This window comes from Chryseobacterium oryctis (assembly GCF_025971925.1).
Classification (GTDB): domain Bacteria; phylum Bacteroidota; class Bacteroidia; order Flavobacteriales; family Weeksellaceae; genus Chryseobacterium; species Chryseobacterium oryctis.
This window is the reverse complement of the sequence record NZ_JAPDHV010000007.1, coordinates 118162-138890: the sequence shown is the minus strand read 5'-3', so window position 1 is coordinate 138890 and position 20729 is coordinate 118162. Positions and strand designations below refer to the sequence as shown.

At 33.2% G+C, this 20729-nt stretch carries 19 protein-coding genes; 7 read left to right on the top strand and 12 right to left on the bottom strand.

The annotated features are described in order from the left end of the window. Position 1: 1 nt before the first annotated feature. The 3 genes from OH806_RS14555 to OH806_RS14545 are packed head-to-tail and all read left to right on the top strand — an operon-like array spanning position 2 to position 4144. The gene (locus OH806_RS14555; RefSeq protein WP_264744404.1) at positions 2-2896 is read left to right on the top strand and encodes an OmpA family protein; all 2895 of its coding nucleotides are present in this window, start codon (positions 2-4) and stop codon (positions 2894-2896) included. Positions 2897-2901: 5 nt separating this feature from the next. Then, positions 2902-3912, top strand: a complete 1011-nt coding sequence (locus OH806_RS14550) for a hypothetical protein (protein ID WP_264744403.1) — start codon at positions 2902-2904, stop codon at positions 3910-3912. Between the two features lies 1 nt (position 3913). Further along, complete coding sequence (locus tag OH806_RS14545) at positions 3914-4144, top strand: hypothetical protein (protein ID WP_264744402.1); 231 nt, start codon at positions 3914-3916, stop codon at positions 4142-4144. Between the two features lie 241 nt (positions 4145-4385). On the opposite strand, the gene OH806_RS14540 is transcribed toward OH806_RS14545, so the two are convergent. The 10 genes from OH806_RS14540 to OH806_RS14495 all read right to left on the bottom strand — a co-directional run bounded on the left by OH806_RS14540 (position 4386) and on the right by OH806_RS14495 (position 13486). Next, a complete protein-coding gene (locus tag OH806_RS14540) occupies positions 4386-5675 on the bottom strand; it encodes a DDE-type integrase/transposase/recombinase (RefSeq protein ID WP_264744401.1) in 1290 nt (429 codons plus the stop codon). A gap of 191 nt (positions 5676-5866) precedes the next feature. Next, a complete protein-coding gene (locus tag OH806_RS14535) occupies positions 5867-6610 on the bottom strand; it encodes a hypothetical protein (RefSeq protein WP_264744400.1) in 744 nt (247 codons plus the stop codon). Between the two features lie 4 nt (positions 6611-6614). Next, entirely contained in the window at positions 6615-7625 is a 1011-nt protein-coding gene (locus OH806_RS14530) for a bestrophin family protein (RefSeq protein ID WP_264744399.1), read from the bottom strand. A 2-nt stretch (positions 7626-7627) separates the two neighbouring features. Next, a complete protein-coding gene (locus tag OH806_RS14525; RefSeq protein WP_406567643.1) occupies positions 7628-9178 on the bottom strand; it encodes a Na+/H+ antiporter in 1551 nt (516 codons plus the stop codon). A 71-nt stretch (positions 9179-9249) separates the two neighbouring features. After that, positions 9250-9777 (bottom strand): class I SAM-dependent methyltransferase, encoded by a 528-nt coding sequence (locus OH806_RS14520; protein ID WP_264744397.1) that lies wholly within the window; start codon positions 9775-9777, stop codon positions 9250-9252. Further along, the gene (locus OH806_RS14515) at positions 9777-10217 is read right to left on the bottom strand and encodes a nuclear transport factor 2 family protein (protein WP_264744396.1); all 441 of its coding nucleotides are present in this window, start codon (positions 10215-10217) and stop codon (positions 9777-9779) included. The genes OH806_RS14520 and OH806_RS14515 overlap by 1 nt, the downstream gene beginning before the upstream one ends. A 20-nt stretch (positions 10218-10237) precedes the next feature. After that, entirely contained in the window at positions 10238-10591 is a 354-nt protein-coding gene (locus tag OH806_RS14510) for a DoxX family protein (RefSeq protein WP_264744395.1), read from the bottom strand. Positions 10592-10662: 71 nt separating this feature from the next. Continuing rightward, positions 10663-11418, bottom strand: coding sequence for an SDR family oxidoreductase (locus tag OH806_RS14505; RefSeq protein WP_264744394.1), 756 nt, complete (start codon positions 11416-11418; stop codon positions 10663-10665). An 87-nt stretch (positions 11419-11505) separates the two neighbouring features. Continuing rightward, positions 11506-11883, bottom strand: a complete 378-nt coding sequence (locus OH806_RS14500; RefSeq protein ID WP_264744393.1) for a helix-turn-helix domain-containing protein — start codon at positions 11881-11883, stop codon at positions 11506-11508. 70 nt (positions 11884-11953) lie between these two features. Continuing rightward, a complete protein-coding gene (locus OH806_RS14495) occupies positions 11954-13486 on the bottom strand; it encodes a helix-turn-helix transcriptional regulator (protein ID WP_264744392.1) in 1533 nt (510 codons plus the stop codon). A 382-nt stretch (positions 13487-13868) separates the two neighbouring features. On the opposite strand from OH806_RS14495, the gene OH806_RS14490 reads away from it, so the two are divergent. The 3 genes from OH806_RS14490 (at position 13869) to OH806_RS14480 (ending at position 16764) form a co-directional block, all read left to right on the top strand. Next, complete coding sequence (locus OH806_RS14490; protein ID WP_264744391.1) at positions 13869-14552, top strand: hypothetical protein; 684 nt, start codon at positions 13869-13871, stop codon at positions 14550-14552. 43 nt (positions 14553-14595) lie between these two features. Continuing rightward, positions 14596-16014: a vWA domain-containing protein gene (locus OH806_RS14485; protein ID WP_264744390.1), complete on the top strand. Its 1419-nt coding sequence runs from the start codon at positions 14596-14598 to the stop codon at positions 16012-16014. 96 nt (positions 16015-16110) lie between these two features. Continuing rightward, positions 16111-16764, top strand: coding sequence for a hypothetical protein (locus OH806_RS14480; protein WP_264744389.1), 654 nt, complete (start codon positions 16111-16113; stop codon positions 16762-16764). A 427-nt stretch (positions 16765-17191) separates the two neighbouring features. Here OH806_RS14480 and OH806_RS14475 read toward each other — a convergent pair whose 3' ends face one another. Further along, positions 17192-17485, bottom strand: a complete 294-nt coding sequence (locus tag OH806_RS14475) for a hypothetical protein (RefSeq protein WP_264744388.1) — start codon at positions 17483-17485, stop codon at positions 17192-17194. 312 nt (positions 17486-17797) lie between these two features. Between OH806_RS14475 and OH806_RS14470 the strand changes: the two genes are divergently transcribed. Continuing rightward, positions 17798-19012, top strand: a complete 1215-nt coding sequence (locus OH806_RS14470; protein WP_264744387.1) for a site-specific integrase — start codon at positions 17798-17800, stop codon at positions 19010-19012. Between the two features lie 3 nt (positions 19013-19015). Here the strand turns inward: OH806_RS14470 and OH806_RS14465 are convergent, their stop codons facing one another. Continuing rightward, a complete protein-coding gene (locus tag OH806_RS14465) occupies positions 19016-20488 on the bottom strand; it encodes a hypothetical protein (RefSeq protein WP_264744386.1) in 1473 nt (490 codons plus the stop codon). Positions 20489-20729 lie beyond the last annotated feature (241 nt).

Below are 20729 nucleotides of genomic sequence, written 5' to 3'. Positions count from 1 at the left end.
TATGGCAAAAGGTGTAAAAAAAATTAAATACGTTAAAGGATCACACTATCCTGATATGTCTGTTTATGGGAAAAGAATAACCATCGAACCAGAGAAAGAAATAATTTTTGACGTTGCAGAATGGCTTTCTGGCACAACACCAGAAGATAAGAAAAAGCCAATCAAATGGATGCGTCAAAGTAATGATAGGAAAGTAATAGTTAAACAACTTGTGTCTACAACAGGATATATGTTTAAAATAACCAAACAACTTTCGGGAAGTTATCATTATTATATAGAAGCAAGTTTGTCTGGGAAAAGAGACTTTAAAAATACGACTGGTTTATATGTAAAGGGTTGGTGCCAACCTAGAATTGTAAGCAGCAAATGGTGTACAAAAAAAGGAGGAGATGACGTAAGAAAAACTTATACATTTTCTTATGGACATATTATTTATTTGTATCTCGATACGGAAGGTCTAAATGGAGATAAAGTAACGGTAGATGTCTACAAAGTCGTTGAAGGTGGAGGTGGAACTAATGATGACAGACTAATATTCACCTATACAAATGTTGAGGTTATAGACGGGCAAATCAATCTGAAAATAGGAAACTCTTACCAATGGTATGGCAAAATAGGAAAGCCAAAGTCTAAAGAAGAATTCTATGTAAAAGTAAAGACCGCTTCCGGGAAATATGTAAACGATGGTAAAGATACCATACATGCACGTTTTCTAAGAATTAAAAATGAGGTTGTAAGTAAAGAAATAGAAACCTCTACTAATAATACACCTACTAAAGTAGGACAACCAGATAAAAATAAAAAGAATTCCCATCTCTGCAAATTTGAGCAGATTAATGTGCAAGATAACGGAGAAACTTTCCCTGTATTCAAAGAAGGGAATACATTGCTGAAAAAAGTAAGTACAGAAACCCAGTTTGCCAATTTCAAAGTACATTTTGATTTTGATAAATCTGATATACGTCCTGATACCAAAGTCGTGCTAAAATATCTTCTGGATTTTTTACTTTTTAACCAACATTTGGATATGAATCTTTCTGGGCATGCAGATGACAGAGGTACATTAGACTATAATCAGTCGCTTTCAGAAAGAAGAGCAACTGCAGTAAAGGATTTCTTTGTAAATGGTGGTTTAGACAAAAACCGAATCAAGACCAGAGGCTTTGGAGAAGTAAATCCTTTGGTTGCAGGAAAAACTGAAGAAGTCTATAAGAAAAACCGAAGAGTAGAGATAGATTTCAGTTACTTAGAGTACAATCAAGATGCTATGGTGTACGAAACAGTGGTTTCCAATTTGGATAAGCCGAGAAAAATTACTGTAAATATTCTCAATCGAGAAGACAAAGCCTGTTTTCGTAAAGATAAACATAAGAAAACGGAGGTTTTGGTATATGATTATGGGAAAGTAAAACATGCAAAATCAGGAAATGCTATTTCACACGAGGTATTTGCTAACTATTTCGAGTTTCCTAAAAACTATGCATCGCTGTTATTTAAATTTTTAAATCCTTTACCGCCTATCAATGTTGGTCGTACTATCCTTGTTCAGCCCATTTATTACCCTTTTGGTTTCCATATCAACAGTTGTGCTTACTATGCCAATAAAAATAAAGCAACACTGGAGGTAAGAACCTATCCTGATGTAGTTTGGATTGGGCATTTTCAGTATAATTACAAAGATGCTGGAACCTATTTCTTCCATAACAAAAACTTTAATGATTTAACAACGGGAATTACAGATGTTCTTAATGAACTAAAAAACACCATTTTTTATAAAATTTGGAGAATTTTACCTGGTAATTTCGTTGTGGAGGAAACGCTTCTCAAGTACATAGAAAGCCAAGCTCGGGATTATACCTATGGCATTCATACCATTCATAATAGAACGCTGGAAAAAACCGGACAAGACCTTTCTCTTGTAGGCACACAAACCAATCTTATCACCCAAACGAAATATACCAAATATTTTGCAGCAGGGGTTATATATGGGTTTGTAGTCGTAGGGATTGTGATAGACTTACTGTTGATATACCTTACCCGTGGGAGAAACGTGATAACGAAACTTCAAAAGTTTGCTAAAATGGCAAAACGGGCAGAATCTATATTGAAAAAGATGGATGACGCCGGAGTAGAGCTGATACCACCATCTATAGCAATAAATGCGGGGATGTATTATCAAAAACAGAAAGACGGCAGATTGGCATTAGTTTATGAAGCCAACCTAAATGCCAATCCTTTAGTAGCCGTTAACTTTAAGAGGGAATTTGATTTACTTAAGCTTATCACCAAAAAGATAAATGAAATTAAAAATGCGAAACACCCTAAAGATTCGGAGGTACAAAAGAAATTGGAGCGTAATAATAAGAATAATAATAAAATTGCCGAATTATTTAAAAGCAAAGGAGTTTCCGAAATAAAAGGAACGATAGAGGTACGAGGAGACCTCATGTTTGAGCAGAAAATACAGTATAACTTTCTTACCAACACCTATAGCTTTACCGACAAATTAGGAAATCTAGTTTCTCATGCCCAAAATGAGAAAATTATCAAAGAACAGATTAGTTTTGTTGCTGTAGTAACAGGTGAATATAGAGGTTTTTTTGAATTTGCAAAATTACAGACAGCAATTGAAGCTAAAGTAGAATTCACTGCAAAAGGAGCAGTTGGAGTAAAACTAAAATATGGTGTAGATACCAAAGGAGGAAGAGGATTATTTGTCGCCCAATCATTGTATTGTTCGGGGGTAGAAGGAAATTATTTGGGAAGCCTTTCAGTGAAAGACAATTTGTTTGGAGACATTTTTGATTGGTCTTCAAATGAAGGTAAACCAACTCCTTTTACTTTAATAGAACCTTTTGAGGTTCCTTTATATGAAGTCCAATTATTCAAATCTTAAATAATATGAAAAAATTAATATTAAGTGTAATTATTATTACAAGTTTCCTGGCTTGTTCACAAGAAAAAAATCAAATTATGCAAAACACAAATATTACAGCAGACAATATTGTAGAAGAAATTTCTCAAGAAATAAAACACTATGCATCAGAGAAAATATATGGATTAGGATATTCTAATGACAAATGTTATTTTGAAATGTTTGTTGATGGTGTTAGAGTTTATAAAAAGTCAAATAGTATAATTACTGGAAGTACTGCTGTTGAAATCAACCATTTACTTTTTAAATCTGGAAAACATACTGTTTCGTATAAAATGTATCCAATGCTAAAGGAGGAAAAACATTATCCAGAGAAACCTCTATACACTCTTGTAGATGATTCTATTTTAGAATTTGATTTATATTCATATGATAAAAAGAATAAAGGAGCAGATGATATAGAACACTTGAAATATGAAGTTCCAAAAATTGAAACCAAAGTAACACCAAATTACTCAACGTATAAATTTGAGGGCACTGGAAAAACCTATTACGAAGGAAGTTTTGATATTAATGTAGACGTGCCTTACGAATTACATCCTCCCTTTGAAAACGCACAGGATTTACGTAAAATGGATAAAAAAGAGTTGGAGAAAAAGTTATTGACAAAATACAAAGAAATATGGAGTGTATACCAAAATAAAGAATCAGACAACATTGCAAGGATAGAATATGACATGCTAAAAAATCTTTTTATTTCTAACTACGCATCTAAGGAAACAATAAAAGAAAACTGGGATGTTTTTTATAATGTCTACAAAAGTCCATCTTTCCAAATGCAACCCATAGAAAAATATAAATTAGAGTTTTTTGCAGAAGGAAAAATGGTAGCATTAATGTTAGATACAACAGACAATCGTTTCAGAGGTAATACGGCTCTTTGGGCAAAAGTAGATTATGATGGAGGATTACGACCATTATTTTTAAATAGATATTTCTACATTCCACAAGGCGAAACAGAGTTTAAAGTGTATTAGTATGGCACAATTTTCAAAATATTTGTTATTTTTCTTTTTGGGAATCAGTTTACAAAGTTGTTCACAAAAAAAAGAAAATATCATACAGAATGCTAATGTAACATCAAAAAATATAGTAGAAGAAATAGCTAAAGAAGTAAAATATTATCCTGTTGAGGAGAATTATGGTATCCGTTATGGTAATAGGCTCCCTCTATTGAGTAGCTCTCAAAAGGTTTTTTTTCAGAAATAAGTAAGAACTTGAAAAGAAGTGAGTTACAAAAGATAGAGTAATGCAAGTGATTCTATATCAATTGATTCGAAAATTCGAATTGAGGTTTGTAGAATATTAGACATTATTTTATGTGAAAAAATAGTAAGAAAAATTATATTTGAACATCTGATTTATTCAGGAGATTTCAAAAAGAGAAAAGTTCATTGACGATATTGATTCGAATATTCAAAACAGGAGAGAAGGATGGGGAACTTTCATATTATGCCGAAATCTTGCAACAGAACTTACGATTTTCCTCCAATCGTTGCTGGTTGGAGTTTTGTAAGACGAGCTTGAAATTTGCCAGTTCAGGATTTTCATGGACTTCATTGGGAGTGTAAATCCTATGTTTGTAACAAGGACGATTGAAGTTATAATCTTCGATAAAGAATTTCAATTCCTCATAAATTGTGGTTGAAAGAATTTCTTTAGAACGGAAGTAATAGGACTTCATAATCTTGTAAGGACCTTCCACAATGGAATTGGAAAAAGTCACATCTTTCAGAGCAATTTTTTTATTGATGTTGACATGACAATCTTTGATGAACTGAGCAATAGTTTTGTTATTATTTTCACTTCCGCCATCTACAATGAGTTCAAGATTTTGATCTTTGAGATCTACATCAAATTCATTCTTGATGGCTTTTTTTACGGTTTCAGTTCTGATCTTCGAGCATTTCTTGGTAGAAATATCCCAAGACAGAATCTTTCGAGAAAAGTTGTCGACCACGGTGTAAATGTAGAAGGTAATATTATCCAAAGTTTTATATTGGGAAATATCCATATGCCAGGTTTCATTTGGATAGGAAGCATTGAAAGAACCTTTCTTTCTATTCTTTTTCATAGGTTTTCTGGCTTCAGAATATCCGAGTTTCCGGGCGTATTTATACCAAGTTGACTCCGCCATAGATATTACCTCATCACGAATCGCCTTTCCCCAAATAGAACGAATACACCATGTTTTATATTGAGATTTATTCATGTATTTCTTCAAAATCGAAATTTCCCTGTTGGAAATTTGTTTGGGTCTTCGTTTGAAACATTGTCCAACGAGAGATTGATTACAGGCAAACTTTCTGTCACTGATCCAAAACGCATATTGTCTTTTTGAAACCATTAGAAACCGAAGAAGGTCTTTCTTGGCGATGGGAAAATCATTGTAAAGGTTTTCTATTAAATCTACAAAAACATTTCTGTTGGATTTGATGATTTTCCGAATATTTTCTTTCCCAAGCAAATGAATTAAGGTAAGATATAATCGGGCAAATTGAACAAATGCTTTTCGAGAGAAATACAACCGTTTGTCCAGAAATATTTTTGTGTCATCTAAAGATTCATGGATACGGGAAGCCAATTCAGAACCTACAAACTTTTTCGCATCAATATCTTTCCAATAAAAAGAAGTAGAACCGGGAATTTCTTTTACAAACTTTTCAGGAAGGATTTCATTTTGGATTCCAAGAGCATAGCAGACTTTAATATCAGAATGATACTTTTTATATTTTTGCATCGTTGTGTTTTAGCAAAAATACTATAATTCTCAAAATCATTATTTCGAATATTCGAATTCAAAATCAACTTATTTCGAGCCCTGTAAGGGTTTGAAGATTAGTGTAATATGTAGGAAAACAATTCAAAGCAGTTCGAGAATGTGACGAGAGGGATCAGTGTAGCGAGTAGCAATGTGATTTTTCTGATTTTTTACTGATAATATTCATTCATTAAACTTCTTCTTTCACCAGTTTCTAGGTTTAGGCAGTCAAACTTTTTGTATTGGCAAAACGACCCCATATCTTTATCTCCATTAATGAAAATCGCACCAGCTAGCAAAACGTATTTGCAAGGGTAGTGTGTTTCTTTTACCAACACTTCAATGCGTTCATCAATGGCTTCATACATCACTTCGGTTGCTTCAAAACTTTGACTTTCGGCATTCAGAATTCTTTCTTTTTGATGAAGAAAAATTTGTTCAATGGTATTCATCTGAAAATCCAGAGAGGAAATATTTCCTTCTATAATTTTACCTTCAATTAATCTGCTCAACGCCCCTTTTGCCGCCCCGCAACAAGCAGAATTTTTACTTTGGCCAATTCGACTTATTTCACCTATTGTACCATTTTTGGTAATACCTATATGGGGAGCGTAAAAGATGATTACAGCGCCATCTTCGGGTACGTGATGTGCAAATGCATTCATTCCAGTTATTCCAGCAAAAGGAAAGCCATTTAAACCGCCAAGATGAAAGGGTCCTAACATTTCCATTGCTCGGGGAGGATACTGAATAGCATTCACGTCATCGCAGCACATACTGTCTGCGTGCATAAGTTGGCTAGGCTTTAGTTCTAATTCTCTTTCTATTGTGTCTAAAAGTCGATTCACGGTATCAATGGATGTTAATGCTCTCGGATACCATTTCCTTACAGTTTCAATATGTTGATTATTCATAATTTTACATTAAAATATTATTTTGAGGTTGAATAGCAGGAGGCAAGTTTTTTTCTCCTAACATTTCTCTTAAATCAATTTCTATATTGCGACTAATTTGCGTAATCGGAATATCGTTGGCATTACCCTCAAAAGGATTTTCGGTGCTTTCGCCAATTTGTTCTAATACCAAAAAAATCCATCCCACCAAGACACTCAAAGGTACAGTCAACCATATTATCCAATCTCCATAATTTTCAATATTTTTAGATAATTCTCCAATGAATCCAAGTGGAATTAAAAAGCAAAGTACATTAGTAAAATACAAGTTAATGCTGGAAAACTGACGTGGATAAGGAAAGTTTTTGATACGCTCACATTTACCTTGTTGGTCATACAATTCTTTGATTTGCTTTTCCAAAGCAACATAATTATAATCCGAAATAAATCCTTGTTTGTTAAGCTCTTTTAATTGTTCTGACTGTTGAGCTAAAATTTGTGTTGCCCTGTTTTTGGTGGAAAGTATGTACAGTCGTTCTGTTTCTGAAAGATAGGACTTTAATTCTTCATCCAAACTACTTTCCCATTCGGGAACTTTGTAATATTTCAGATATTCTCGGTTGTAGGGCTTAGAATTGATATTTTCCCAAATTTTAACTTCACGCAATTGAAAACGCAATGCGGTAAGCCAAGCAAAATGGCGGTAAATGATTTCTTGATGCAATACTTTCTCTGATTCATCATCACGAACAAAATCTTTAATCATAATACCAAAACTTCGACTATTATTAATAATAGCTCCATAAATCTGACGAGCTTCCCAAGTTCGGTTATAGGTTTGTGTATTTTTGAACCCTGAAATAAATGCGGTAGCCGTCCCAATCAATGCCACTGGCACCCAAGGAATGGCCAACCATTTCCATCCTAGAAAATAAAATAATAAAGTAGGAATTACGGATAAAATCAACATTTTGATAATGTTATGTTTCGTCCAAGGAATAAAATGTTTTAGTTTATAATGACTTGCAGTATTCATAATTAATGTCCTGTTCCAGTAATTTTCAATTCATTCAAATCTAATTGCAATTCGGCTTTTCTGATTTCTTCATCACTAAAAAACTGTTCTTTACGTAGTAGAAATAGCTCTTTTCGTTGCAATGTATAGGTGTCTAGTAAAATTTTGTGATAGACTTCTATATCTCTTTGCTGAGATTCTTTACATTCTAATGAGTGTAATTGTAGTCCCATGTTTCTTATGTCGGTTTCTAAATTGGATTTGTAAAATTTCACTAATTCATTTTCTGATAGGTAAGCAGCGTATCGTTCGTTCAACAATTGTAATGCAATATTATTCAATCTTAATTGTATACCAACTTGTTGTTCTTCTTCGGGAATTAAGTTGTCTATCTCTTCTAGTTTTATGAGTTTTAAAACAAATGGTAAGCTCAAACCTTGAAAAACCAAGGTAACAAAGATGACTACAAATGTGATGAAGACGATCATATTGCGTTGCGGGAAATTCGTACCGTCTGTCATCAGCAGTGGGATAGACAGTGCTGTTGCTAAGGACACTACCCCTCGCATTCCTGCCCAGCTAATAATTAGCGGACCTTTCCAACCAGGGGATGGATCCTTTCTGACTTTGGCACTCAACCAACGGGGAACATGTGCCGCAGGATATACCCAAAGAAAACGCAATACTATTACGATGGTACTTACAATTAATCCATATTTGATTCCATCAGCAATCGAATAATCGCCCAGCCCGTTGATGATTTCAGGTAATTCCAGACCAATCAAAACAAACACCAATGCATTCATCACGAATATCATCGTTGTCCATACGCCGAGCATATTCATTCGAGTACTTCCGGTTTGGAACACTTCGTGTGCACGGTATGACATAAATAAACCGCCACTTACTACAGCCATTACTCCTGAGAAGTGAAAATGTTCTGCTGCCAAAAACAAAATATAGGGTGTCATTACCGTAAGTGCTGCATCAATAGCAGGTGTTGTAGGTAAAAAGCGATGAATAACATACATGATATGTGCCCCTACAAGTCCAACTACAATTCCCATTCCGGCCACTAAGAAAAATTGTCCTACAGCTTCTTGCATAGAAAATGTCCCGGTAAGAATGGCTAATAAAGCAAATTTGAAAACAATCAAAGAGGAAGCATCGTTTACCAAACTTTCACCTTCCAAAATCGTCATAACCCTTTTGGGAACATTCATTCCTTTTAAAACTGTGGCTGCAGCTACGGCATCAGGTGGTGAAACAATGCCACCCAATAAAAAGCCCAATGCCAATGTAAAGCCAGGAATAATAGATGATGTAGCATAAGCTACAACCATAGACGTGAAAAATACCAAACCGAAAGCTAATAAACTAATCGGGCGTTTCCATTTCCAAAAGTCGTTCCACGAAGTGTACCAAGCCGCTTCGTATAATAGTGGTGGCAGGAAGATTAAAAATATCAGTTCAGGGTCAAGGTGCAATTGAGGAATATTGGGAATGAAACTGATTCCTAAACCTGCTATAACAAGGAAAATAGGATACGCAATTTTGATACGTTGTGCCAACATTACCAAAAGGAATATAACAAACAATAAACCAAGTATCAATAGTAAAGTGTGGTGCATAAGCAATATTAATTTTATTCTGGAGTTTTTTCACAAAAACAGGCGTACATTATTCCTCCATATACTGATTTTAATTCGCCCATTTTTGTAATATTCTGATAACCCAATTTATGAAATAAATTTTTTAGTTCTGAAAAAGTAATGGGATAAGGCACCCATGGGTTTGCGGTGTATTGTTCATATTCAACGATAATAAACCTTGATACAATCTTAAAGTTTTTTTCTAATTTTTTAATTAAATTTTCTTTGTCTTTCACGAAATGTAAGGCGTTTGCTATAAGGATACCATCTACTGTTATAAAGGACAAATCATCTGAAACAAAATCGGCTTTTTGGAAAGTGATGTTTACTCGATTCCCCATTTCTATTTTAAGCGTATGATGCGCTCTGTCAACACCCACAATTCTGCTTTGAGCTGGCAATAAATTTGCTAGAGCCTCTGTGAAAACACCACTACCACAACCCAAATCAGCCCAATACTGTGGAGTAGTGAAGGCTGATAGGTGCGTAAATGATTGCAATAATCGTGTATATTTACTCATTAATAGCGAGTCTGTCCAATATCCAATCGTTCAAATTTTCCTTCAGAATTTAGATGAAATTTAAAGTATACTTTAAAAGTTCCCCACTGTCCAGCATAGAAATTTCCGTAGATATCTTTACTATCATTTTTCACTTTATCGATGGTAAGAAATTTTTCTTGATGTGCAAATGCGTTGTCAAAAAACGATTTGAAATCTAAGGTTCGTCCGTCATCAGTAAAAGTAGCATTGTCAGTAAAATAAGCATACCAAGCGTTTTTATCGTTGGCTTGTAATGCTTCAATAGCTTTCTTTACATTTTCGTTTGTGATTTTTGATAAGTCCATATTTTCTAATTCAGGATTGTTGTTTAATAGTTGATTCTTACTTGGTTCAGATTGTAAATCTCCTCTTTTATTTTGACCGCAAGCAGTCAAAGAAAGGGAAATAGTAAAAAGCATAATTATATATTTCAAGCTCATTAATTTCCTGTTTTTAATGGATGTTGTAAATAAATGATAACCAAATTAAGCAATAAGAAAGGAAGTTCTATCGCTACACCTTTTAAATCTTTACTCAAAAGTTGAAGACAAATAATCATTAAAATACCAGCTGCCATCAGGAAGTTTCCCCAAACAAACGTTTTTGGAAATAATATCAAAACAGATGCTAACAATGTTACTGCTCCATTTATCACAACAGCATTTTTACTAAAATTCCATTTGGTGAACATTTCTAACATTTCTGGTTTAGCGGTAAGCATATTCCAACCGTGTTTTGTTCCCATAAACACGGCAAAAAGGATTAAAATTGAGTTTAGGATTTTTAATACCATCAATTTAGATTTAAAATAAAAGGCAAACAATCAAGAAGTCATTTGCCTTTTTATAAATATACAGTTTTTTACTATCTCGTTGTGTATCCGCCATTTGCGAATATGGTTTGTCCTGTTATCCACCAACCATCAGTTACCAAAAACTCAATAAGAGGTGCAATGTCTTTAATATCAGTTAAACCTCCTAAAGCTGAAGCTGATTTATGGTAAGCAACCGCATCTTCAGTTTCTTGTCCATAGAAAAATGGTGTATCCATAGGACCAGGCGCAACAGTGGTTACCGAAATTCCACGATTTCCAAATTCTTTAGAAGCAGCTCTTGTAAAATGCTCTACAGGTGCTTTCAATCCTTCGTAAGTAGAGTAGAAACCTGTATATGCAGCCAATAATGAAGTGGCAATGGTACAAATTTTCCCGTTATCATTCAATTTTTTACCTGCTTCCTGAATAAAGAAATAAGCTACTTTTGAATTGATATCGCTCATACTGTCGTATTCTTCTTCTGTTGTATCTACAAAAGGCTTCTTTAGTACTTTACCAACCGTATTGATAGCGATATCAATACCACCAAATTTTGTTACTGCTTCATCAAATAGCTTGGTTACATTAGCCACGTTGGTAAGGTCACCTTGTACCAAAATAGCTTCAGCTCCTGCAACTTGTACATCTGCTAATGTTTTTTCAGCATCAGCTTTTGTACTTTCGCTGTTATAATGAATCACTAATTTTGCTCCTTTAGCTGCAAAATTGCGACTCAATAAACCTCCTAAATTCTTTGCACCACCTGCAATTAATACTACCTTTCCGTTTACATCGTTTCTTGACATTTTGTTTGATTTTTAATTGATTAAAATTTTCTAAAGCAAATATGGTAATGCAAAAACTAAAATCTATGGTGAACTTTTTGGAACTTTTTATTTTTTTGATATTTTTCTGAATTGTCCGGGTGTGGCTCCTACAAATTTTTTAAAGAATTTTGAAAAATTAGATGGGTCGTATGTTAAAATTTTTGCAATATCAGCGATTGACTTATCCGTTTCGGTAAGCATCTTTTTAGCTTCCTCAATAATTTTAAGGTCGTAGAAATGACAAGGATGATTTCCTGTTTCTTTTTGAATGGTGTCTGCAAGATGATTATGGGAAATAGCCAGTGATGCCGCAATTTGGTTTAGTTCCATAAATTCTTGAACTTCACCGCTTATAACATCGTTGATGTGGTGGTCTAAAAATTCAAAATATTGTTTTACTATTTCTGCGCTTCTTTTTTGTGGTATATTTTTATCTTTTTTCATTTATCGAAAATTATCGAGAATTGTAATGTAAAATAGTTGGAGTTATCTAGATTATGAATTGTTGTAATCTTCAGTTTTCGGTCTCTTTTATACTTAAAATATCATTAATATTATCAGCCTTTATTTGTTCTATAAAATAGGAGGGAGTAACTCCTGTTTCTTTCTTGAAGATATTGGCAAAAACCTCTCTGGAGGAAAACCCACAGGCTTCGGCCAGATAACTTATTTTATATTCTCGGAAAATAGGGTCTTCATATAATTTTCTAGTAATATATTCTATTCGAAGGCTGTTCAGATATCCATTAAAACTTTTACCTTTATGCTGTTTAATAACTTCTGAGAGCGTACGTGTATTGGTACTAAAAGAATTTGCGAGATAGGTAAGACTAATATTCTTCTTGGTAAATCTTTCTGAGTTTTCAAATTTTTCAAGTTTGTTTAGGATAGAGTTCAATGTATCATTAGGGATAGTATTTACCTTTTCTTGATTCTTTTCTATGCTACTAAAGTTTGTTTGGAAAGACCGTCTTTGCTTTAGTCTTTCAATTATGTTTAGATATCGTTTATGATATTTTTTTCTATAATTTTTCCAGTATATCCATATACCAAAAATTAGTAATAAAATTAGACCAGCCGATACTAAAATGATGCTCTTTTTATCTCTCTCGTGAGAACTTTTAGTCTCTTGTTCTATATTTTTTAATGTTGTATTTGCTTGTTTAGTTCTAGCGTAATTAAGACTATCGGAAAGTTTTGTATATAAATTAAGATATTTTACAAGACTGTCTTGGCGGTTAAGCCCCTCATAAGAATTACTGAGGATCCTGAAGGCTAGTAGTCTGTCAAACGGAGATTTTTGTTTTTTTTCAATAGTTAATATCTCTTCAGCTTTTGTAATAGCTTCCTCGTATTTCCCGCTGATCTCATGGAAACGAGCCAAGGTTGTAAGAATAGGGATACGGTCAACTTTTAACTTTGCAAAATGGTGGTTGTCCACAATGGCTAACGACTTTTCGAGGTGTTGTTGTGCTAAGTCAAGTCTTTGAGGTTGGTGAATACTAATGTAAAACATACCGATATTCATGTGTAAATAGGAAATCATGTCATATTTGGAATCCGTATCAACCCCATCATTGTTGTCTTTTATTTTGTTAACTTCTTCAAGGCTCTTGGTTAAATATGTCATAACACTATCCTGAGGCGCTTTGATTTTTTGATAATAATCTGTAGCAAGATTTTGATAGGCCAATGAAAGGTTATAGTGCTGTTTGTTTATATTTCTTTCTAATTGGATATAACGGATAGATTCTTCAATTTCTATTTTTTGCTTTTCATAAAGTCCTAGTGCGGAGAAAATTCTTCCTCTTTCTATATGAGCTTCTGCGAGGGAGTTATTATCGTTAAGTTGTTTTGCTATATTTATCATTTCATTACTGTGGAAAAGTGATTTTTCCTCTTCTCCTTTGTCATGAAATAATTTCATTAATATTTTGTTGGATTGTAACATCCCTTTTGAATATTTAATCTGTTTAGATATTGCATTGGCTTGTTTAGCAAGTACAATGGCATTTTCAGGATTAGATTGGTATTCGGCCTTTGCCATACTAATCATTCTGTCCGCAGTAGATGTACTTTTCTCTTTTTCTACACAACTATAGAATAGCAGGACGAAGAGAATTAAAAGGTAAGTATGCTTAGTCATCTGTATTGTTTTTGAGTTGCAAAAGAAATGCTTATTCGGGGATTGGCACTATTCATTAGTGTGATATATTCGGAAATCATTACAAATATATATAATTTTAATGTGTTGTTAATCAGTGTGTAAATTCAATTTAATTAATTTATTATAAAGCTAAAATTGAAGTAAGGTTTTAGCCCATTTTTTTCGGAACTTCTTACATATACTGCTTTAGTATATCAGCACTTCACAATAATATTGCAAAACATTTCCACCAAGTAGTCTCCTATTTAGGAGATTTATTCTAATGAACACAAATGATAAAAAAAAGGGGTCAGATAGAGTAAAACAACTTTTCTTAAGAAGAGTTGTTTGCCTATTTGGCTGTCTTTTTATTTTTACTAAAGTTCAATATTATGCTCAATCAACCAGTGATACTTTATCGCAAATGGCAAAAGAGGATAATGTAATTGAGGCAATCGAACATGAAGTTTCTGTTGCACAAATATATATTACTGGTGGCGCTACAGTTACATTTCAGACCCATCCAACAAAAAGAAAAGAAGATAAATCTCTAATACATCATGCTGGACTTTCTTTTACTAAGGAAACTACAATAATTGGTTTTCAAAGTATGTCTCATGATACAGATGGTAACAATAGTTATAAAAAGGCCAAATCAGGTAAAACGAACCAAGGAAGAAGCATTTCTGCCAAACATAAAGCAAAGAGAATAGTTCCTACGCAAAAAGATTATAGATATGTCTACCAGTCTGGTAATTCTATAGATTTCAGATTGGTGGAAGATAATTCTAAAGTACTCCCTGTACCACAGAATCCGATAAAACATTTGGCTGTTCTAGAACATCAGTGCAGTAATAAGTGCTTTACACTTATGGCTATATGTAAAAAAGAAGTAGTTGATAAATATACAGAAACTCAATATCCTAACAGTTGTAATATACGCCCTCCACCTTCTCGTATCGTATAAATACAAAAGATGAAAAAAATATAAAGTAATTAAAACATTAAAAATGCAAATAAAAAATAAAAGATTATTACAAGCACTAAAAGAGAAAGTACTAGTATTCTCCCTTTTGGTATTATCATTATTTACAAGTCGCCTTAGTGCACAAGGGGTAGACGTTATTTTTTGGATGGACACCTCTGGTTCTATTGATGCAACGGAATGGTCAAATATGACTGCGTCAACCAGAACTTTAATAGATGAAATTTTGAATTGCAACCCCTATAACAGAGCTGCAGTCGTACAGTATGGTTCAGCACCAGGGGAATCATCTAAAATATATATTGAAGCAGATTTTAGCAATGATGCTACAGCAGTAAAAAACTTTAATAGACGTAGTTTAGGCACGGCTGATTATGCTTCACTAGCACTTTCTAGAATAGGCAATGCTTTAGACGGAGTTAATGATAGTAGAATTGTCAGTTCGCAGAAGAAATTGAATAAACAGTCTACCAATCGTCTTGTAATTTTTCTATTTACTGATGCTAGTAGAGGTCAAGGTTCTTCATGGCTAGTATCCACAGGCACTGGTCCTGCATTTGAAACTTATAATAATTTTAAAGCAGAGAGAGGTGCTACCTTTGTAGTTTTGCATGCTCCTACAGGACTGGGTGCTGCTAATGATACTACTGCCCGAAGTGCTGCCGCAGCTATTGCATCTGTCGGTGGGAACTATACAGGAAATGTGGAGGCTAATGCAGGAGACCCTGAGGGGAGCGGGGTAAAGCCTCGTAGATTCATAGCTAGTTCTACTTTCGATGTTTCTTCTATTGATCTGGAGACTTTAGCAGGAAATATCTGTACTGCTTGTGCTCCTGTGGTAGATATAGATGCTGTAACGCCTCCTACCCAAAGTGTTTGTCTTGGCGGAAGCCCACAAGCGTTAGTGGCGAGTGCCACAGGTAATGGTACCCTAAGCTACCAATGGTATAGCAATACTACCAATAGTACAACAGGAGGTACAGCTATAGCGGGAGCTACATCTGCTGCGTACACTCCACCTACCAGCACCTCTGGTACTACCTATTATTATGTAGTTGTAGCAGATAGTTATTGCGAGGGAACTTCTACTTCCAGCATCGTATCTGTAAGTGTAAGTGCAATTAGTTGTCATTGTTACAAACCAGCAAACACCTCCGGTACAGTACTAAATACCAATCAAGGTATTACAGCTCTTGGCAGAGCAGGTATCGATAATGGTAATTGGCCAATGGTACGTAAGGGGGCGTGGACAGCCCTAGAATCTAAAGAAAAAGGGTTTGTGGTAAATAGAATTCCTACAACTGCACAGGTTTTAGCAATTGCCAATCCTATAGAAGGGATGATGGTGTATGATGAAGAGGCAGATTGTTTGAAGATTTATACCACCGTGGATGGTAACTCATATAGTTGGCAATGTTTCAACACAAAAGCTTGTCCAGACTAATTATAACTGTAACAAATTATTCTAAAGAACTTTTTGGAGGCTTATCCAATACAAGGAGAGTCTCTGATAAGTTTATCTAAACATACATTGAATATAATGAAAAAGATAGTATTAGTATTTACGTGTTTTATTGCCTCTCATGCTTCTGCGCAAGTGGCAATAGGCAAAAAAGAAATAACCCCATTATCGGATGGTATAACTCCTCATCCTAACATTTCGCTAGAGTTTTATGATTCTCCAGATAATAAGAAAGGAATTGTTGTTCCATGGGTATCTACTGTTCCTAATAATCCAGTAGCTTATGACAGTACTACAGGTGCTGGTTATCGAGGGATGCAGGGGATGGTTGTGGATGGCACAATAATTTTTGACTTGTCTGATAAGAAGATGAAGTATATGAAAGGGGGGAGCTGGTTTGATCTTACAGGAGATCCAGAATTTCCTCTTAGCTTAAAAGATGCCTCTAACAATGATATTACATATACAGCTTTAAGTAATATTGATTCCTCGTTACAAGATAATGTAAAAGAGGAGGAAAATGCAAAAGTAGCAATTGGTATAAATGGAAATAGCGATACAACTGTAGGAATTTTAGTGCTTACTGATACAGATAAAGCAATGGTCTTACCAAAAGTTGAAAGTCCCCATATAAACATTATAAATCCTTCTGCAGGAATGATGGTGTATGATACAACGTCCAAACAGTTAGCAGTTTATAATGGTACAGTATGGAGTTTTTGGAAGCCCTGATCAATGATTCTAGAACCATAAATGATGTACAAGGTTACAGGTAAAACTATCTGTAACCTTTTACAAAAGTAATTGAACTTGCAACTATTTTTGAGACAAAATTCATATACACTTTATGCTACATTTTTAGATTGGTTAGACGGCTCCCTCTTTGAGTAGCTGAAAAAAAGTTTTTTTTCAGAAATGAGTAAGAACTTGAAAAGAAGTGAGTTACAAAGATGGAGTAATTCAAGTAATTCTATATCAATTGATTCGAAAATTCGAATTGAGGTTTGTAGAATGCTAGACATTATTTTATGTGAAAAAATAGTAAGAAAAATTATATTTGAACATCTGATTTATTCAGGAGATTTCAAAAAGAGAAAAGTTCATTGATAATATTGGTTCGAATATTCAAAATAGGAGAGAAGGATGGGGAATTTCCATATTATGCCGAAATCTTGCAACAGGACTTACGGTTTTCTTCCAGTCGTTGCTGGTTAGAATTTTGTAAGACGAGTTTGAAATTTGCCAGTTCAGGATTTTCATGGACTTCATTGGGAGTGTAAATCCTATGTTTGTAACAAGGTCGGTTGAAATTGTAATCTTCAATAAAGAATTTTAATTCTTGATAGATTGTCGTAGAGAGAATTTCCTTGGAACGAAAATAATAGGATTTCATAATCTTGTAAGGATCTTCCACAATGGAATTGGAAAAAGTCACATCTATTCTCAAAGTCATTATTTCGAATATTCGAATTCAAAATCAACGTGTTTCGAGCCCAGTAAGGGTTTGAAGATTAGTGTAATATGTTGGAAAACAATTCAAAGCAGTTCGAGAATGTGACGAGAGGGACCACAATAAAAGAAGCACTTACAGTAATGTAGGTGCTTTTTTGTTTTTATATACTGTTTTTCAATAGTTTACTATACTGTTGAATTTTTAAATACTCTAAATTTTATCAATTTTAAAATTAATTTGAATGTCTAAAAGGCATTCAATTAGGTGTATCATTTTTCTATTTTGGTGTACCATATTCTAAACTATAAATCAATGAATAACAATAAATTATCAATACTTTTTCTATTACAAAAAGTAAAAGTTAATCAACAGGGAAAGTGTCCTATAAGATGTAGGATTACATTTCAACAAGATAGAAAAGAGTTTTCTTTAGGGTTATTCATAAATCCTAATAATTGGAATAGTAAACAGCAGAAGGCTAAACCACCCAATGAAGAAAACAGTTTTATTAATACACAATTAGGTCTGATTAAGAATGAAATTAATCAGGCTTTTTTATTTCTACAGGTTAATGAAGAGACTTTTGATGTAGAAGATATTTTTCTACAATATAAGGGGGGAATTCCCAAAAAAAACAAAACAGTACTTCATGTTTTTAACGAACATAATGATAAGTTAGAAAAGCTGGTTGGTAAAGACTATACAATTGGTACTCTTTGGAAGTTTAAACAGGCAAAACAATTACTGAAAGACTATTTAAAGCACCAGTACAATAAGAATGATTATCAGTTCAAAGATATGAATTTGAAGTTTGTTCAAGATTATGAGTTTTATCTAAAATATGAAAAGAACTTAGCTCTTGCAACTGTTAATAAAACAATACAAAGATTCAGAAGAATGATTAGAATAGCAATTTCAGAAGGAATAATTGATAAAGACCCCTTTATTCTCTGCAGAGTTAAATTAATAAAGAAAGAGGTTGTTTATCTTACTACAGAGGAACTTGAATCACTTGAAAAGCATCAATTTTCACAATTCAGATTACAGCAAGTAGCTGATATGTTTATTTTCTGTTGCTATACAGGTTTGGCATATAATGAAATGTCAAACCTGGAAGCAAAACATATTGTTAAGGGATTTGATGGAAATTATTGGATTAAGATGATAAGAGAGAAAACTCAAAAGGAAATCTCTATACCTCTTCTGTCTAAAAGTGCTAACATAATAGAGAAATATCAGAAAATAGGAAATATCAATAGAATATTACCTAAAATAAGTAATCAGAAATTCAACTCTTATTTAAAAGAAATTGCAGAGATAATAGGTATTCAGAAGAATCTTACCCATCACATAGTAAGGAAAACTTTTGCTACAACTGTTTTATTGTATAATGATGTGCCTATAGAAATTGTTAGTGAACTTTTAGGGCATTCTAAAATTACCATTACTCAGGAACATTATGCTAAAGTAGTAAATAAGAAAGTGAGTGAACAGATGATTAAATTAAGTAAGAAGTTGGAAAGGTAGTTTTTAAGCTACCTTTTTCCATTCTTCAAATTTTAATGTAGGTGGAATACCTATTGCATTTAATAATACATCGTGTAATACATCTTTAACAAAATTTTTATGTTCATCCGTTGTAATAATTGCATCATGTAATGTAAATAATGGTGCATTTGGTCTTGTTTCTGAAATGATTTTACAAGCTTGATGTAAAACTAAATCAGCTTCAAGATTCTGTAATACACAAGCTAACGTTCTGTGTTCACTCTGTTTTATTGACCTATAAATCTCATAAACATTGGGGAAGTTTTCTTTAAAAATCTGCATAGGCTGATTATAAGCTATGGATTGATTAGGACTAAATATTGAACTGAAAATTATTTCCTTTGCTTGTTTTCTTATTGGATTCTCTTGATTAATTAAGCCTTTAGAAGTTAGCAGTTCACCAAACTTCTCATATAGCTGACCAGATTTTACAATTTCAATAAAGCTAACAACATCATCAAGTTTAGCAAATTCTTTAATCTTCTTTTCCAAAAAGTAAGGAACAAAGTTCTCATGCTCCATATTTATTTTATAGGATTTATTGTACAATCTGATTCTTTCTAAAAGTTTATTGCTTTTATATTTATTCTGATTGAAAAACACAGTAGATAAATAGGGTTGAGAATTGGTTACATCAATAGCCACTAAAGGTTTTCCATCATATTTGACAAACTGTCTTAAATCACCTTTGAGTTGAGTTAAAACAGTATGAAGCCTGCCTGCTGTAGAGTCAATAGTATGAATAAATTCTTGCCTTTGTAGTTTTAACAAAACAATGTATCTGCTATTAAATCTTGACATTGCTTTATACTTATCAAGGAAATGTTTTTCATCTTGACTTCTCAAATCCTCTAAATATAATTTAGCACCTTTAAAATCTATTGTCAATTTATGATTATACCATTTAAGAAGATAACCTAAGTTGCTTTCAGGTTCAAAATTTATTGAATCTTCACAAGTTTCTTTTGGTTTAATTCTAATAAATTCTGATATGGATTTTATTAAAGTTGATTTAGTAATAAAAGTAAGCTTAACTTCTGTTTGGTATTTTGATGTAAAACAGAATCCTCTTGATTGCTTACCCACTACATACTGTCTCTTTTCTTCAAGAACTTTATTCTCCACTAAGTAATTTAGATAGTCCCTATATTTTCTTACTCTTCTTTGAATCAGAGGACTGTAAAAAGGAATAAAATCGTATTCTACATCTTTATTTTTTGACTGAATGTCAGTAACAAGATGCACTAAATAAAGAAAATAGTCTTTGTGATACTTAAAATTAGGGGGATTCTGTTTAACTAATCCAGTAATATCAAAATTATTGGGAATATAAACAGGAAAAGTTTCACGAAACTGTTTACATGCTTCTACCTGAAATACCTCATCAGGATTTTTTCTGGGTTCACTTCCAAGATGGTTCTTGGTGGTATTTAGTGTTGTATTATTTAACAACATAACCCCTTTCAGAAGAAAGGGCTAATTCCTGAGAATTAGGCTGGATTAGATTTTTAGAGTAGAACCACCAACACTCCTAAAATGAATCCTTGCTTCATGTTTTATTCAAAGAATTTCAACATTTAAATATACAAAAATTATATGAATATACAAAAAATATAAAGCCTCTAAAATATCATAAATTGATGATTATCAATTTGGTATTGGTGATTGAGGTATTAAATTAAAATCAAGATAAATG